This window comes from Dactylosporangium sp. NPDC005555 (assembly GCF_040605635.1).
Taxonomy (GTDB): domain Bacteria; phylum Actinomycetota; class Actinomycetes; order Mycobacteriales; family Micromonosporaceae; genus Dactylosporangium.
Genome location: NZ_JBEXDG010000020.1, coordinates 64218 through 78093 on the forward strand (window position 1 = coordinate 64218; position 13876 = coordinate 78093).

Consider the following 13876-nt stretch of genomic DNA (forward strand, 5'->3'; position numbering starts at 1 on the left):
ATCCGCAATGATGCATTTCGCCGGGGGGCCAGTTCCGGCACGGGAAGGAATCATCGTGGGAGAGCTGCACCATTTCACGTACGGGCCGATCACCCCGATCTTCGCGTTCGCGATGTCGTTCCTGGGTTCCCTCCTCGGTCTGGTGAGCACGGCCCGGGCACGGGCGGCCACCGACACCCGGCGACGCGCCTGGCTGCTGGTCCTCGCGGCCTGGGCCATCGGCGGCACCGGCATCTGGGTCATGCACTTCATGGCGATGATCGGCTTCAGCGTCGTCGGCTCCCCGCTGCGCTATGACGTGCCCATCACCGTCGCGAGCTTCTTCATCGCCGTGGTCACGGTCGGCATCGGCCTGTTCATCGTCGGCCTCGGCAAGCCGTCGCTGCTGAAGGTCCTCATCGGCGGCCCGATCACCGGCGTCTCCGTCGCCTTCATGCACTACACGGGCATGGCCGCGATGCAGATCAACGGCTCGTTCGACTACAAGAGCAACCTCTTCTTCGCCTCCTACGCGATCGCCGTCGTCGCCGCGACCGTCGCTCTCTGGTTCACCGTCGTGGTCCGCGGCATCCCCGCGACGATCGCCGCGGCGGCCGTCATGGGCGTCGCCGTCTGCGGCATGCACTACACCGGCATGGCCGCCATGCACGTCAACCTCACCACCGACAGCCTGGCCACGGTCCCCGGCGTCGACGTCAACTGGTTCCTCGCCCCGATCGTCCTGTTCGTCCTGGTCGTGGTTATCGCCCTGGTCAGCGCCGTCATGGCCGTCCCCTCGGAGCGCGAGCAGGCCGAGACCGCCGCCGTCATGGACAAGATCGCCGCCGGCGACGCCATCCGCACCGCCACCGCCGGCCCGGTGTTCGGCGGCGGATCCAACACCAACACCACCCCGGCCGCCCCCGGCACCGGCCAGGCGTTCTCCGCCCGCGCCGCCAACGGCATCGCCGACGCCCGCCGTCAACGCGGCCGCTGACCGCTCAGCCACTCCCCACCGCCGTCGGGCAGGGCGCTACGCCCCTCCCGGCGGCGGCGCTGTCTCCTCTCCGAACTGCCCCGCCGCTCGCGGCGCGCCGGGTGAGGGACCGGTGAGCGGCGCGGCCGCTGACCGCTCAGCCACTCCCACCGCGCATCACCGACCCCGCGCAGCTGCCCACGGAGACGGCCGCGCTCCCCACCGACCCCCGTGGGTGGCGGGGTGCGGCTGTCGACACCGGCCTCGCCCGGCACCGGCTCGGCGACACCGCCCATGTCAGCGGCGGACCGGCACCGGGCGCCCCACCGCCACGACCAGGACAACGAGGAACGCGAGGCTCGCGGGAGGGGGAGAGGAAGAGGAATCTGGGGAGACCGTCGCTGGGCGGTGAGCGCCTGGCGGATAATGGGCGGGTGACCGAGGCCCGGCCCCGACTCAGGCGCACTGTCGGCGACTCGCTCGAGGACTTCGAGCGGGACCTGATCTCCAACCTCTACTACCAGCGTGGCACGACGATCCAGTCGGCCAGCGGGCCCGACGGGTATCACACCCTGGCGGTGACCGTCAGGGACAGGCTGGTCGACCGGTACGCGCGGACGGCGGCGGCGCACTACGCGGCCAATCCGCGGTTTGTCTACTACCTGTCGGCGGAGTATCTGCTCGGGCGGCAGCTGCGGCAGAACCTGCTGTACACGGACACGGAGCGGTGGGTCCGGCCGATCGCCGAGGACCTCGGCGTGTCGCTGGAGGCGCTGGAGGTGTACGACGTCGAGCCCGGACTCGGCAACGGCGGGCTCGGGCGGCTGGCGGCGTGCCTGCTGGACTCCATGGCGACGCTGGACATCCCGGCGGTCGGGTATGGCATCCGCTACGAGTTCGGCATCTTCAAGCAGACGTTCCGCGACGGGCAGCAGGTGGAGCGGCCCGACGACTGGACGTTCTACGGCAACCCGTGGGAGTTCCAGGCGCCCGACGACCGGCAGCTGGTCGGCTTCTACGGCGCCACGAAGGACGACCCGGCAGACCCCGAAGGCCTGAGGAAGATCTGGACGCCGGGGGAGACGGTGCGGGGCGAGCCGAGCCACATGCTCGTGCCCGGGTACGGCACGGAGACGGTCAACATCATCCGGCTGTGGCAGGCGCGGGCCAGCCGCGAGTCGTTCGACCTGGCCAGGTTCGGCGTCGGGCAGTACGTCGAGGCCGTCGACGACATCGTGAAGGCCGAGAACATCAGCAAGGTGCTCTACCCCGACGACAGCACCGAGCCCGGCCGGGAGCTGCGGCTGAAGCAGCAGTACTTCCTCGTCGCCTGCTCGCTGCGGGACATCATCCGCCGGTACCGGCTGCGCAACAGCAACTGGAACGGCTTCGCCGACAAGGTCGTCATCCAGCTCAACGACACGCACCCGGTCATGGCCGTCACCGAGCTGATGCGGCTGCTGGTCGACGAGCACAGGCTGGCCTGGGACGAGGCGTGGACGATCACCCGGCGCACGTTCAACTACACGTGCCACACGCTGCTGCCCGAGGCCCTGGAGACGTGGCCGGTCCGGCTCCTGGAGCGGCTCCTGCCCCGGCACCTCGAGATCATCTACATGATCAACCACTTCTTCCTGGAGGAGGTGCGGCAGGCGTACCCCGGCGACGACGACATCGTGCGGAGGATGTCCATCATCGGCGAGGGTGACGAGCGCCGGGTCCGGATGGCGCACCTCGCGGTCGTCGGCAGCACCGCCGTCAACGGCGTCGCCGAGCTGCAGACCAGACTGCTCGCGGAGACGACGCTGCACGACTTCGCGACGCTGTGGCCCGGACGCTTCCGCAACATCACCAACGGGGTGACGCCGCGGCGGTTCCTGCGCATGGCCAACCCGGCGCTGTCGGAGCTGATCACCGACGTCCTCGGTGACGAGGGGTGGCTGACCGACCTGGAGCGGCTGCACGGGCTCGGCCCGCACGCCGACGACCCCGCGTTCCGCGCCGCGTGGCGGGACGTGAAGCGGCACAACAAGGCCGGGCTCGCCACCGCCGTCGAACGCTCCACCGGCGTCCTCGTCGACCCCGAAGCGCTGTGCGACGTGATGATCAAGCGGTTCCACGAGTACAAGCGGCAGCAGCTGAAGCTTCTGCACGTGATCACGATGGTGAACCGGATCCGCGCCGACCCCGGCGCCGCCTACGTGCCGCGCACGGTGCTCTTCGGCGGGAAGGCGGCACCCGGGTACCACGCGATGAAGCTGCTCATCCACCTCGTCAACGCGGTCGCCGACGTCGTGAACACCGACCCGGTCGTCGCCCGGCACCTGCGGGTGGTGTTCCCGCCGGACTACAACGTGACGAAGGCGCAGTACGTCATCCCGGCCGCGGACCTGTCGGAGCAGATCTCCCTCGCCGGCAAGGAGGCGTCCGGCACGGGCAACATGAAGCTCGCCCTCAACGGCGCGCTCACCATCGGTACCCTCGACGGCGCGAACATCGAGATCCGTGACCGGGTGGGGGCGGACAACTTCTTCCTCTTCGGCATGGACACGCCGGCGGTGGCCGCGCTGCGCCGGTCCGGCTACTCGCCGCGGTCGTTCTACGAGGCGGACTTCGAGCTGCGCCTCGCCGTCGACACGATCGCCTCGGGCACGTTCGCGAAGGGCGACCGCGGCGTGTTCGCCCCCGTCGTCGACGCGATGCTGGGCCGCGACGAGTACATGGCCCTCGCGGACTACCGGTCCTATGTGGACTGTCAGGACGCGGTCGCGCAGGCGTGGACGGACCAGGAGCGGTGGACCCGGATGTCGATCCTGAACACGGCCCGGTGCGGCTTCTTCTCCTCCGACCGGACGGTCCGCGAGTACTGCGCCGACATCTGGAAGGTGGAGCCGGTCAGGGTCAGCCGGTAGCGTGCCGCTCCTGGGCCGCCTGGGCGGCGTCGCCGTGGCGCCGCGCCCAGGCGCCCATGGAGCGCATCGGCTCGATGGGCGCCGCGCCGGCCTCGGTCAGCTCGCAGTCGACGCGCGGCGGCGCCTCCGCGTACCGGCGGCGCCGCACGAGACCATTGGGACTCCAGGCGGCGCAGCGCGTCGCCCAGGACCTTCAGCGCAGGGCGAACTCGTCGGCGAGCCGGCCGGTGACGAGCTCGGCGTGGTTCGGCGAGGGCGTGGGCGGGTCGTCAGGCGGCGAGGGCGTCGACGATGCGTCTGGCGGCGCCCTCCAGGCCCCAGCGTTCGGCGAGGGCGAGCAGCGCGTCCGGGTCGGCGGGAGAGGTCGGCAGCTTGGTGTCGACGTCGCCGAGGTCGATGGTGCGGGCGACCGCCACCACGTCGCGGGCCGCCGTCAGGTAGTCGCGGCCCGCGACGATCTTCGCGCGGAGGCCCGGGGCGAAGCCGGACGCCGGGTCGTCGAGCGCGGCGAGGATGCCGTCGAGGTCGCCGTACCGGTCGACGAGGCGCGCCGCCGTCTTCTCCCCGACGCCCGCGACGCCGGGCAGCCCGTCGGACGGGTCGCCGCGCAGCGCCGCGAAGTCGGCGTAGCCCGCGGCCGGGACGCCGTACTTCGCGTGCAGGGCCGTGTTGTCGAGGACCTCCAGCTTCGCCACGCCGCGTCCGCAGTACAGGACGGTGACCCCGCGGGCGTCGTCGATGAGCTGGAACAGGTCGCGGTCGCCGGTGGCCACCTCGACTGGGCCGGGCTCGCGGGTGGCGAGGGTGCCGATGACGTCGTCGGCCTCGAAGTCGTGGGCGCCGACGGCGGTGATGCCGAGCGCGGCCAGGAACTCCAGGATGATCGGCACCTGCACCGACAGCGCGTCGGGGACCTCCTCGCCGCCGGCCGGGGTCAACCGGTGGGACTTGTAGGACGGCAGCAGCGCGACCCGCCACGCCGGCCGCCAGCTCTCGTCGAGGCAGCAGACGAGCCGGTCGGGCCGCCGGCCGCGCACGAGGGTGGAGAGCATGTCGAGGAAGCCGCGGACCGCGTTGACCGGGGTGCCGTCGGGCGCGACGGCCGCCTTCTCGGGCACGCCGAAGAACGCGCGGAAGTAGAGGCTGGCGGAGTCGACGAGCAGCAGAGGTCGGGCCACCCGACCACCCTACCGATGTTCCCTACCGCAGCACGTGCACCCGGGTGGTCGTGCCGGTCTGGCTGGTGTGCCGCTGCACGAGGTCGGCGAGGTAGTGCACCATGACGAGCCCGCGCCCGCCGCGCCCGCGGGCGGGCTGGAGGCGGCCGGCCATCACGTCGGTGAGGTGGCCGAAGTCGCGGACCTCGCAGACCACCCGCTCGTCGTCGTGCCAGGTGCGCAGGGTGCCGGACCCGCCGCCGTGCATGATGCTGTTGGTCGCCAGCTCGTTGACGGCGCTCTGCAGGTCGCCGATGCGGTCCGGCACCAGGTCCGCGTCGAGGCCGACCTCGGCGACGGCGCGGCGGACCCTGACCAGGTCGTCGACCTCGAAGCGCAGCGTCGTGGCGCCGAACGGCGGCTCCGACAGCGGCACGTTGTAGGTGTCGGTGATGCCGTACGGGTCGTAGGCGTCGCTGGGGGACCGGCCGCCGCCGTCGATCATCACCGGGTGCGTGGCGTAGGCGTCCTTCACCACCTGCGACTCGAGGCGGCTCGTGTCGTAGGGGCAGAGGATGGCCGCCTCGTGCCCCTGGAACGCCACGTTGATCATCGCCTCGTGCTGGACGCAGGCGGGATACTCGTCCTCGGAGCGGCCGGGCCAGATCGGCTCGCCGATGATGCGGACCCGCCGGCCGGCGTGCTGCTGCAGGAACCGGGTCAGCACCCACGGGATGATCCGGCCGGGGTTGCGGCCGGCCTCGGTCATGTCGTGGAACGCGACGACCTCGGCGAAGGCGCCGAGCCGCTCACGGATCAGCCGCACGTTGGCCGGTGGGGCGGCGACGGCGACGGGCTCGCCGAGGGAGACGCCGTCATAGATGAAGTTCATCGTGCCGTCGAGATAGGTCGCATGGTCGTTGTACAGGAGCGCCTCGTGGACGAACGGCTCAGTGAGCCGGTCGCCGGTGACGGTGCCGCCGTGTGCACTCATGAGATGCGCTGCTCATCTCGATTCGGGAACGGGTCGGGTCCGTGGATCGACCCGGCCTTTACTCAGGCGCCGAATGTAGACTACGCCACACCTCGCCGGTCGACACCTATCCGTTGGTATCGACCTCGGGCGGTCGACCCAAAACCCAAACGAACGTTAAGCTTGGACGCGTGTCCCAGAAGGAACAGCGACTCCGTGCCGCGCAGCTCGCCGCCACCACCGCCGGGCTCGACGCGTTGCTCATCCCACCCAGCGCCGACCTGCTATATCTCACGGGTTACGACGCGCACGCGCTGGAGCGGCTCACGCTGCTCGTGCTGCCCGCCGACGGTGAGCCGACCCTGATCGTGCCCCGGCTGGAGCGGCCCGCCGCCGAGGCGGCCGACCCGCACGGTGTCCGCATCGTCGATCACGTGGACGGTGCGGACCCGTATGACCTGGTGACCGCCGCGCTCGGCGGAGCGAAGCCCGACGCCGTCGGGCTCGGCAACCGGATGTGGGCCGAGCAGGTCCTCGCCCTGCGGGCCGCGCTGCCGTCGGCCGAGCAGCGCCTCGCCGGCGCCGTCCTCGCCGGGCTGCGGCTGCGCAAGGCACCCGACGAGGTCGAGGCGCTGCGCCGCGCCGGGCAGGCGATCGACGCCGTCCACGCCCGGATGGGGCAGTGGCTGCGGGCCGGCCGCACCGAGAGCGAGGTGGCCGCCGACATCGCCGCCGCGATCCGCGCCGCCGGGCACGCGACCGTCGAGTTCACCATCGTCGCGTCCGGCCCCAACGGCGCGAGCCCGCACCACGGCACGTCCGACCGGGTGATCGCCGTGGGCGAGCCCGTCGTCGTCGACATCGGCGGCCGGATGCCCGACGGCTACTGCTCGGACTCGACCCGCACCTACTGCGTCGGCGAGCCGCCCGCCGAGTTCGCCGCCTACTACCGGGTGCTCCTCGAGGCGCAGCGGGCCGCGGTCGCCGCCGTCCGGCCCGGGGTCACCGCCGCGTCCGTGGACGCCGCCGCCCGCGACCTGATCGCCGCCGCCGGCTTCGGGGACGCGTTCCTGCACCGCACGGGCCACGGCATCGGCCTGGACGGGCACGAGGACCCCTACATCGTCGCCGGCAACGACACCCCGCTCGAAGAGGGCATGGCGTTCTCGATCGAGCCCGGCATCTATCTCGCCGGGAAGCACGGCGCCCGCATCGAGGACATCGTCGTGTGCACGGGCACCGGCGTCGACCGGCTGAACACGCTGCCGACCGACCTGGTGATCCTGTGACCGCCGTCGAAAGGATCCTGCCGACGCAAGAGGCGGCCGACCTCATCGGCCTGGTGCAGGAGATCGCCGACGGCGAGCTGGCGCCGCGCGTCGACGACTTCGAGGCCCGCGCCCAGTTCCCCCGCGAGCTGTTCCGCCTCCTCGGCCGCGCCGGGCTGCTCGGGCTGCCGTTCGACGCCGAGCACGGCGGCGGCGGCCAGCCCTACGAGGTGTATCTGCAGGTCCTGGAGGAGATCGCGGCCCGCTGGCTCGCCGTCGCCGAGGGCGTGTCCGTGCACAGCCTCGCCTGCTATCCGACGGCCGCGTTCGGCACCGAGACGCAGCGCAAACGGCACCTGCCCGACATGCTCGGCGGCGAGCTGCTCGGCGCCTACTGCCTGTCCGAGCCGCAGAGCGGGTCCGACGCGGCGGCGCTCACCACCCGTGCGGAGCCCGACGGCGACGGGTATCGGATCAGCGGCACGAAGGCCTGGATCACCCACGGCGGCAAGGCGGACTTCTACAACGTCTTCTGCCGCACACCCGAAGGCATCTCGTGCCTGCTGGTGGACGCCGGCACCGAGGGGCTGCTGCCGCAGGCGCCCGAGCGGACCATGGGGCTGCGGTCCTCGACCGTCGCGCAGATCGTCCTCGACGGCGCGCACGTGCCCGCCGACCGGCTCCTCGGCGACGCCGGCGGCGGGTTCAGGATCGCGCTGAGCGCCCTGGACGGCGGCCGGCTCGGCATCGCCGCCTGCGCCGTCGGGCTCGCCCAGGCGGCGCTGGACTACGCGGTCGGCTACGCCAAGGAGCGGGAGCAGTTCGGCAGGCCCGTGATGGAGTTCCAGGGCGTCGGGTTCATGCTCGCCGACATGGCCACCCAGGTCTCCGCCGCCCGGGCGCTGTACCTGTCCGCGGCCAGGCTCCGCGACGCCGGCCGCCCGCACGGCGCCGAAGCGGCCAAGGCGAAGCTGTTCTGCACCGACGCCGCGATGAAGGTCACCACCGATGCCGTGCAGGTCCTCGGCGGCGCCGGCTACGTGCAGGACCACCCCGTCGAGCGGTACATGCGCGAGGCCAAGGTGCTGCAGATCTTCGAGGGCACGAACCAGATCCAACGTCTGGTGATCGCCCGGTCGCTCTGAGGATCGCGGCTGCGTCGACGTCGCGTGTCAGGTTAGGGTTCGTGCCGTGGAAGAGACCGATCGCGCGATCGTCGCGGCCCTCGCGGCCGACGGCCGGCTGTCCTACACCGACCTCGCCGAGAAGGTCGGCCTGTCGGTGTCCGCCGTGCACCAGCGGGTCCGCCGCCTGGAGCAGCGCGGCGTCGTCAAGGGCTACACGGCGCGGCTCGACCACGACGCGATCGGGCTGCCGCTGACGGCGTTCGTGGCGATCCGCCCCATCGACCCGTCCCAGCCCGACGACGCGCCCGACCGGCTCGCGAAGCTGCCGCAGATCGAGTCGTGCTATTCCGTCGCCGGCGAGGACTTCTACCTGCTGCTCGTCCGGGTCGAGAGCCCCCTCGCCCTGGAGCGGGTGCTGCAGGAGATCCGGACGGCGGCCAACGTCATCACCCGCACCACGGTCGTGCTGTCCACGCCGTATGAGAACCGGTCGCCGAGGATCTAACGCCGGGCGCGGGTGATCGCGTCGCCGACGCCGGCGGTGTCGGACAGGTCCGGCAGCACCACGTGCGCGCCCGCCGCCGCCAGCTCGCCGGTCGTGTAGCGGCCCGTCGCCACGGCCACCACACCCGCGCCCGTCGCGAGCGCCGCCTCGACGTCCAGGGGCGTGTCGCCGACGAGGACCGTCCGGCGGCCGTCGAAGTCGCGTCCGTACCGGTGCCGCGCCGCCGTCCTCGCGATGTCCACCAGGTTCGCCCGGACGGCATGGCTCCAGCCGTAGGCGCCCGCGTCGAGATCCAGGTGCTCGACGAGCCCGAACGGGCCGAGCTTCACCTCCGCGATCCGCCGCAGGTTGCCCGTCAGCACCGACTGCACCCCGGCGAGGGACGTGACGGCGGCCAGGGCGCCCGGCAGTGCCCGGCCGCGCACCGGCAGCAGGTGCGCCAGCTCCTCGAACGCGGTCTCCGCCGCGACCCGCAACGCCTCCAGGTGCTCCTCGTCCGCCGGTGCGCCGTTGAGCCGCAGCACGTCGTGCGCGATCGCCCGGTCGGTGCGCCCCGCCATCGCCGGCTGATGCGCGACCGGCCGCCCGTGCTGGCGAAGAAACGCCAGATCGTAGGCCTCACGACCCAGTCCATCGACGTCGACGAGCGTATGGTCAACATCCCAGAGCACCAGAACCTCGTCCACGAGACGCACTGTAGCGAAGCGAGGCAGAATGAGGCGGATGGGCGACATCGTGGTGGTCCGGCACGGCCAGACCGAGTGGAGCGCCGGTGGGCGCCACACCTCCAGGACCGACATCGACCTCACCCCGGAGGGTGAGCAGCGGGCCCGCGCGCTCAGCCGGGCCTTCGTGACGGCGGGCTTCGTCGCCGTCGTCAGCAGCCCCCGCCGGCGCGCGCTGCGCACCGCCGAGCTCGCCGGCCTCACCGTCACCGAGGTCGACGCCGACGTCGCCGAGTGGGACTACGGCACGTATGAGGGCCTCACCACGCCGGAGATCCTGGCCGGGCGGCCGGACTGGGACCTGTGGACCGACGGCTGCCCGGACGGCGAGTCGCCGGAGCACGTCACGGACCGGCTCGACCGCTTCCTGGCGCGGGTCCGGCCGATGCTCGTCGTCGGCGACGTCGCCGTCGTCAGCCACGGCCACGCGTCCCGGGCCCTGGCGTCCCGGTGGATCGGCGAGCCGGTCACGTTCGGCGCGCGGCTCAGCCTCGACACCGCCACCCTGTCCGTCCTCGGCCACGAGCACGACCAGCCGTCGATCCGCACCTGGAACTCGGCGGTATGAATCCCGCCGATAAATAGGGTTGTCGTCGTCGTGGATGCGCCCTATTGTTTTCATCAACACCGGATGAAACACGAATCGACAGGAGCCAGGCCATGACGCGGCACCCTTCCGAAGCACCGCAGCGGCGCCGGCCGCTCGGCGGCGGGGAAGTCGTGCTCAATGGCGGTCTCCGCGGATATCTCTGTGAGCGACTTCTGCAGCACCAGGGCAGGTGGAGCGGCTAGCATCCCGCTGGCACAACACCCCACCGCCCTTCCCGCAACCGGGAGCAGGGCGGTTTTTCTTTGCCCTCGCCGGCCGATTGACGCTGTTCTTTGACAATTCAAAAGTGGATGACGCACGTCTATATAAAGTGCGAAACAAGCGCCCGTGAGGCTGAGGAAGGTAGACCACTGGACTCTCAATCCGGAAGACCGGGTTCAACCCCCGGACGGGCGACGCAGCTCTGGTGGACTCGGCGGACACGCCGGTTTTCCGAACCGGAGAAGAGGGTTCGATGCCCTTGAGCTGTTCTGGTGCCCGGGGATGGGAACGCGAGGGGGACGCTCGCCTCCCGGGGCACCGGTACGTGCGGTTGTAGCTCAGTGGTAGAGCGTCGCCTTGCCAAGGCGAAGGTCCCGGGTTCAAGTCCCGGTTGCCGCTCCGTTGCTCGAGCCCGGGCGGGCCATCACCCCGCCCGGGCGCCTTGCAGGCTGGTGTAACCCGGCAACACATCCGGCTCTGAACCGGACATTGGGGGTTCGAATCCTCCGCCTGCAGCGCAAGCCCTCGTGGTCCAAAGGTAGAGGCACGGCGTTGAGGTCGTCGTAGTTGCGCGTTCGAATCGCGTCGAGGGCACGGCAGTACAGGCAGCACAGCACAACATGTCTTCGTAGCTCAGTGGAGAGAGCACCAGGTTGCGGACCTGAAGGTCGCTGGTTCGAGTCCAGCCGAGGACACGCAGTACCGCGCGCCGCTGGCTCAATGGGTAGAGCGGCTGGCTCTTAACCAGCGTGTTCGGGGTTCGAGTCCCTGGCGGCGCACTGCGGGGTGGAGGAGTTCGGTCGTCCTCGCCGGTCTCATAAGCCGGAGCATCGTGGGTTCGAATCCCACCCCCGCATCGTCGTGCAAGTGCTCGGCGCGGTGGACGAATTGGGAGAGTCGCCCGGCTTTCACCCGGGACACTGTGCGGGTTCGAGGCCCGTCCGCGCTACTGGACCGATCCGGCGTCGCCCAATCGGCAGGGCAAACGGCTGTTAACCGTTCAGGTCCCGGTTCGAGTCCGGGCGCCGGAGCAACACCACCATCATGCGGGTGCGCCGACGTCGGAGAGTCGGGCCTGGCTGTAAACCAGGTGCATCGCTCAGGGGGTTCGAATCCCTCCACCCGCACGCACCGCACGCCTTCGTAGCTCAGTGGAGCAGAGCGCCAGGTTCCGGACCTGAAGGTCGCTGGTTCGAGTCCAGCCGAGGGCACGCACGACCATGACCGTATGCCCGAGGGGTGAGGGAGCCGCCTGCAAAGCGGTACACGCCGGTTCGAGTCCGGCTCCGGTCTCAAGATCCGTCGTCCACCGGTCCATGAGACCATGTCGAAAACGCGGGAGCGGCTCCGTTTCCATGGTGACCGCTGCGCCGGACGGGCGCCGCGGCGGGGACGTGAGGAGCCTGAGATGGCGAAGTACCTGCTGATCGTGGACTACAACGGCGGCGACGTCGACACGCCGATGGACGAGTGGGCGCCGGAGGAGATCACGGCGCACATGGACTACTACGGCGCGCTGCGGCAGGAGCTGCTGGACAGCGGTGAGCTCTTCGACCAGCACGCGCTGACCGGCCCGGAGCACGCGAAGGTCGTGACCTGGGACGGGTCCGGCGCGCCGGTCGTCAGCGACGGGCCGTTCGCCGAGTCGAAGGAGATGCTCGCCGGGTTCCAGATCGTCGACGTCGTCGATGAGGCGCGCGCCATCGAGATCGCCGCGAAGATCTCCTGCGTGCCCGGACCGGGCGGGGTGCCGCAGCGGCAGCCGATCACGGTCCGGCGGGTGATGGACGCCGCCGACTACGAGCTGCTGACCTCCGAGGTCTGAGCCGGTGCGGGACCCTCTCGAGGACCTGCTGCGCGAGCTGGCTCCGCAGGTCCTCGGCGCGCTCGTGCGCCGGTTCGGGGACTTCGCCGCCGCGGAGGACGCCACCCAGGAGGCACTGCTGGCGGCCGCGACCCACTGGGACGCGGTCCCGGACAACCCGCGGGGCTGGCTGATCCGCACCGGTGAGCGGAAGCTGCTCGACCAGCTGCGCGCCGACCGGGCCAGACGGCGCCGGGAGGTGCTCTCGGTCGAGCCGCCGCCGCAGGTATACGACCGTGACGACACCCTTACCGTGCTGTTCCTGTGCTGTCATCCGGAGCTGAGCGAGGCGTCGGCGATCGCGTTGACGCTGCGTGCCGTCGGCGGGCTCACCACCGGCGAGATCGCCCGGGCGTTCCTGGTGCCGGAGGCGACGATGGGGCAGCGGATCAGCCGCGCCAAGCAGCGGATCCGCTCCCTCGACGCGCCGTTGCGGATGCCGGACGGGCCGCAGTGGGCGTCCCGGCTGCGGTCCGTGCTCCACGTCCTGTATCTGATCTTCAACGAGGGGTACGCCGGCGGCGGTGGCGAACTCGTGCGCGCCGGCCTGTCCGGTGAGGCGATCAGGCTGGCGCGGATGCTCCGCGAACTGCTGCCCGGCGACGGTGAGGTCGCCGGGCTTCTGGCGTTGATGCTGCTCACCGACGCGCGGCGGCCGGCCCGCGTCGACGCCGCCGGTGATCTCGTGCCGCTCGCCGAGCAGGACCGCGGGCGCTGGCTGCGGCCGCTGATCGCGGAGGGCGCGGCGGTGCTCGACGCGGCGTTCACCGCCGGCGCGGTCGGGCCCTTCCAGCTGCAGGCGGCGATCGCCGCCCTGCACGACCGGGCCGCGAGCACCGAGGGGACCGACTGGCCGCAGATCCTTGCGCTGTACGAGCTGCTCGAACGCATGACGGGCAGTCCCGTCGTCGCGTTGAACCGGGCGGTGGCGGCGGCGATGGTGCACGGGCCGGCCGAAGGGCTGCGACTGCTGGAGACGCTGGACGCGCGGCTGCCGGGCAGTCACCGGCCCGACGCGGTCCGCGGGCACCTGCACGAGCTCGCGGGCGACACGACGGCGGCGGCCGCGCACTACCGGGCGGCCGCGGCCGGCACCGCGAGCACCCCGGAGCGGCGCTACCTGACCATGCGCGCGGCCCGGCTCAACCACGCGGAAAACTGTCGTACCCCCGACGTACCGTGAGCGCATGACAGACGTCGAGACTTTTGTCGCAGGGGTGGCCGACGAGCGGCGGCGCGAGGAGGCCAGGCACCTCGTCGCGCTCATGGGTGCGGTCACCGGTCAGCCGGCGGCCATGTGGGGCAGCGCGATCATCGGCTTCGGCTCGCGGCACTATCGCTACGAGTCGGGCCGGGAGGGCGACGTCGCGCTGGTGAGCTTCTCGCCGCGCAAGGCCCAGACGGTGCTCTACCTGACCGGCGGCATCGACGTCTATCAGGACCTGCTCGACCGGCTCGGGCCGTATACGGCCGGCAAGGGCTGCCTGTATCTCAAGCGTGTCGCCGACGCCGACGACGCCGTCCTGCGCGAGATCGTCCGCCGGTCCTACAACATGATCTTGTAACGAGGGGTTCACGA

13 protein-coding genes and 13 tRNA genes are annotated in these 13876 nt (G+C 71.3%); 22 read left to right on the plus strand and 4 right to left on the minus strand.

Annotated features, from left to right (window positions below):
* Positions 1-55 precede the first annotated feature (55 nt).
* Entirely contained in the window at positions 56-976 is a 921-nt protein-coding gene (locus ABZS58_RS23220; RefSeq protein WP_354784660.1) for an MHYT domain-containing protein, read from the plus strand.
* Positions 977-1389: 413 nt separating this feature from the next.
* Positions 1390-3867 carry a glycogen/starch/alpha-glucan phosphorylase gene (locus ABZS58_RS23225; protein WP_354784662.1) on the plus strand — a complete coding sequence of 826 codons (2478 nt, stop codon included), beginning with the start codon at positions 1390-1392 and terminating at the stop codon, positions 3865-3867.
* Here ABZS58_RS23225 and ABZS58_RS23230 read toward each other — a convergent pair.
* The 3 genes from ABZS58_RS23230 to ABZS58_RS23240 all read right to left on the minus strand — a co-directional run bounded on the left by ABZS58_RS23230 (position 3857) and on the right by ABZS58_RS23240 (position 6018).
* On the minus strand, positions 3857-4015 hold the full coding sequence (locus ABZS58_RS23230; protein WP_354784664.1) for a hypothetical protein: 159 nt from the start codon (positions 4013-4015) through the stop codon (positions 3857-3859). The two genes, ABZS58_RS23225 and ABZS58_RS23230, sit on opposite strands and share 11 nt — an antisense overlap.
* 121 nt (positions 4016-4136) lie before the next feature.
* On the minus strand, positions 4137-5045 hold the full coding sequence (locus tag ABZS58_RS23235; RefSeq protein WP_354784666.1) for a 5'-3' exonuclease: 909 nt from the start codon (positions 5043-5045) through the stop codon (positions 4137-4139).
* Between the two features lie 22 nt (positions 5046-5067).
* Positions 5068-6018 carry a sensor histidine kinase gene (locus tag ABZS58_RS23240; protein WP_354784668.1) on the minus strand — a complete coding sequence of 317 codons (951 nt, stop codon included), beginning with the start codon at positions 6016-6018 and terminating at the stop codon, positions 5068-5070.
* Positions 6019-6188: 170 nt separating this feature from the next.
* Between ABZS58_RS23240 and ABZS58_RS23245 the strand changes: the two genes are divergently transcribed.
* From ABZS58_RS23245 to ABZS58_RS23255, 3 genes are read left to right on the plus strand one after another with little or no spacing between them, the layout of a single operon-like run.
* On the plus strand, positions 6189-7286 hold the full coding sequence (locus ABZS58_RS23245; RefSeq protein ID WP_354784670.1) for a Xaa-Pro peptidase family protein: 1098 nt from the start codon (positions 6189-6191) through the stop codon (positions 7284-7286).
* Positions 7283-8410, plus strand: a complete 1128-nt coding sequence (locus tag ABZS58_RS23250) for an acyl-CoA dehydrogenase family protein (RefSeq protein ID WP_354784672.1) — start codon at positions 7283-7285, stop codon at positions 8408-8410. The genes ABZS58_RS23245 and ABZS58_RS23250 overlap by 4 nt, the downstream gene beginning before the upstream one ends.
* Before the next feature lie 46 nt (positions 8411-8456).
* Positions 8457-8897, plus strand: a complete 441-nt coding sequence (locus tag ABZS58_RS23255; RefSeq protein ID WP_354784674.1) for an Lrp/AsnC family transcriptional regulator — start codon at positions 8457-8459, stop codon at positions 8895-8897.
* Here the strand turns inward: ABZS58_RS23255 and ABZS58_RS23260 are convergent.
* Positions 8894-9583 carry a haloacid dehalogenase-like hydrolase gene (locus ABZS58_RS23260; RefSeq protein WP_354784676.1) on the minus strand — a complete coding sequence of 230 codons (690 nt, stop codon included), beginning with the start codon at positions 9581-9583 and terminating at the stop codon, positions 8894-8896. The two genes, ABZS58_RS23255 and ABZS58_RS23260, sit on opposite strands and share 4 nt — an antisense overlap.
* A gap of 37 nt (positions 9584-9620) precedes the next feature.
* Between ABZS58_RS23260 and ABZS58_RS23265 the strand changes: the two genes are divergently transcribed.
* The 17 genes from ABZS58_RS23265 to ABZS58_RS23345 all read left to right on the plus strand — a co-directional run bounded on the left by ABZS58_RS23265 (position 9621) and on the right by ABZS58_RS23345 (position 13862).
* The gene (locus ABZS58_RS23265) at positions 9621-10190 is read left to right on the plus strand and encodes a histidine phosphatase family protein (RefSeq protein ID WP_354784678.1); all 570 of its coding nucleotides are present in this window, start codon (positions 9621-9623) and stop codon (positions 10188-10190) included.
* 364 nt (positions 10191-10554) lie between these two features.
* Positions 10555-10628: transfer RNA gene (locus ABZS58_RS23270), tRNA-Glu, on the plus strand.
* A gap of 1 nt (position 10629) precedes the next feature.
* Positions 10630-10702, plus strand: a tRNA-Gly gene (locus ABZS58_RS23275).
* 58 nt (positions 10703-10760) lie between these two features.
* Positions 10761-10832: transfer RNA gene (locus tag ABZS58_RS23280), tRNA-Gly, on the plus strand.
* A gap of 44 nt (positions 10833-10876) precedes the next feature.
* Positions 10877-10949 (plus strand) — tRNA-Gln (locus ABZS58_RS23285).
* A 5-nt stretch (positions 10950-10954) separates the two neighbouring features.
* A tRNA-Leu gene (locus ABZS58_RS23290) sits at positions 10955-11027 on the plus strand.
* A 28-nt stretch (positions 11028-11055) separates the two neighbouring features.
* A tRNA-Arg gene (locus ABZS58_RS23295) sits at positions 11056-11128 on the plus strand.
* An 11-nt stretch (positions 11129-11139) separates the two neighbouring features.
* Positions 11140-11212: transfer RNA gene (locus ABZS58_RS23300), tRNA-Lys, on the plus strand.
* A 1-nt stretch (position 11213) separates the two neighbouring features.
* Positions 11214-11290: transfer RNA gene (locus ABZS58_RS23305), tRNA-Met, on the plus strand.
* 16 nt (positions 11291-11306) lie between these two features.
* Positions 11307-11382: transfer RNA gene (locus tag ABZS58_RS23310), tRNA-Glu, on the plus strand.
* A gap of 9 nt (positions 11383-11391) precedes the next feature.
* Positions 11392-11464 (plus strand) — tRNA-Asn (locus ABZS58_RS23315).
* Positions 11465-11479: 15 nt separating this feature from the next.
* Positions 11480-11560: transfer RNA gene (locus ABZS58_RS23320), tRNA-Tyr, on the plus strand.
* Between the two features lie 10 nt (positions 11561-11570).
* Positions 11571-11644 (plus strand) — tRNA-Arg (locus ABZS58_RS23325).
* An 11-nt stretch (positions 11645-11655) separates the two neighbouring features.
* Positions 11656-11726 (plus strand) — tRNA-Cys (locus tag ABZS58_RS23330).
* Between the two features lie 115 nt (positions 11727-11841).
* Positions 11842-12258 (plus strand): YciI family protein, encoded by a 417-nt coding sequence (locus tag ABZS58_RS23335; protein ID WP_354784680.1) that lies wholly within the window; start codon positions 11842-11844, stop codon positions 12256-12258.
* 4 nt (positions 12259-12262) lie between these two features.
* Positions 12263-13480 carry a DUF6596 domain-containing protein gene (locus tag ABZS58_RS23340; RefSeq protein WP_354784682.1) on the plus strand — a complete coding sequence of 406 codons (1218 nt, stop codon included), beginning with the start codon at positions 12263-12265 and terminating at the stop codon, positions 13478-13480.
* A 4-nt stretch (positions 13481-13484) separates the two neighbouring features.
* The gene (locus ABZS58_RS23345; RefSeq protein WP_354784684.1) at positions 13485-13862 is read left to right on the plus strand and encodes a DUF1801 domain-containing protein; all 378 of its coding nucleotides are present in this window, start codon (positions 13485-13487) and stop codon (positions 13860-13862) included.
* Positions 13863-13876: the final 14 nt, after the last annotated feature.

Excerpts from the sequence above, each read along its gene's own strand:
- ABZS58_RS23240 (WP_354784668.1), bottom strand. The coding sequence starts at position 6,018 with ATGAGTGCACACGGCGGCACCGTCACCGGCGACCGGCTCACTGAGCCG.
- ABZS58_RS23265 (WP_354784678.1), top strand. The coding sequence starts at position 9,621 with ATGGGCGACATCGTGGTGGTCCGGCACGGCCAGACCGAGTGGAGCGCC.
- ABZS58_RS23335 (WP_354784680.1), top strand. The coding sequence starts at position 11,842 with ATGGCGAAGTACCTGCTGATCGTGGACTACAACGGCGGCGACGTCGAC.
- ABZS58_RS23345 (WP_354784684.1), top strand. The coding sequence starts at position 13,485 with ATGACAGACGTCGAGACTTTTGTCGCAGGGGTGGCCGACGAGCGGCGG.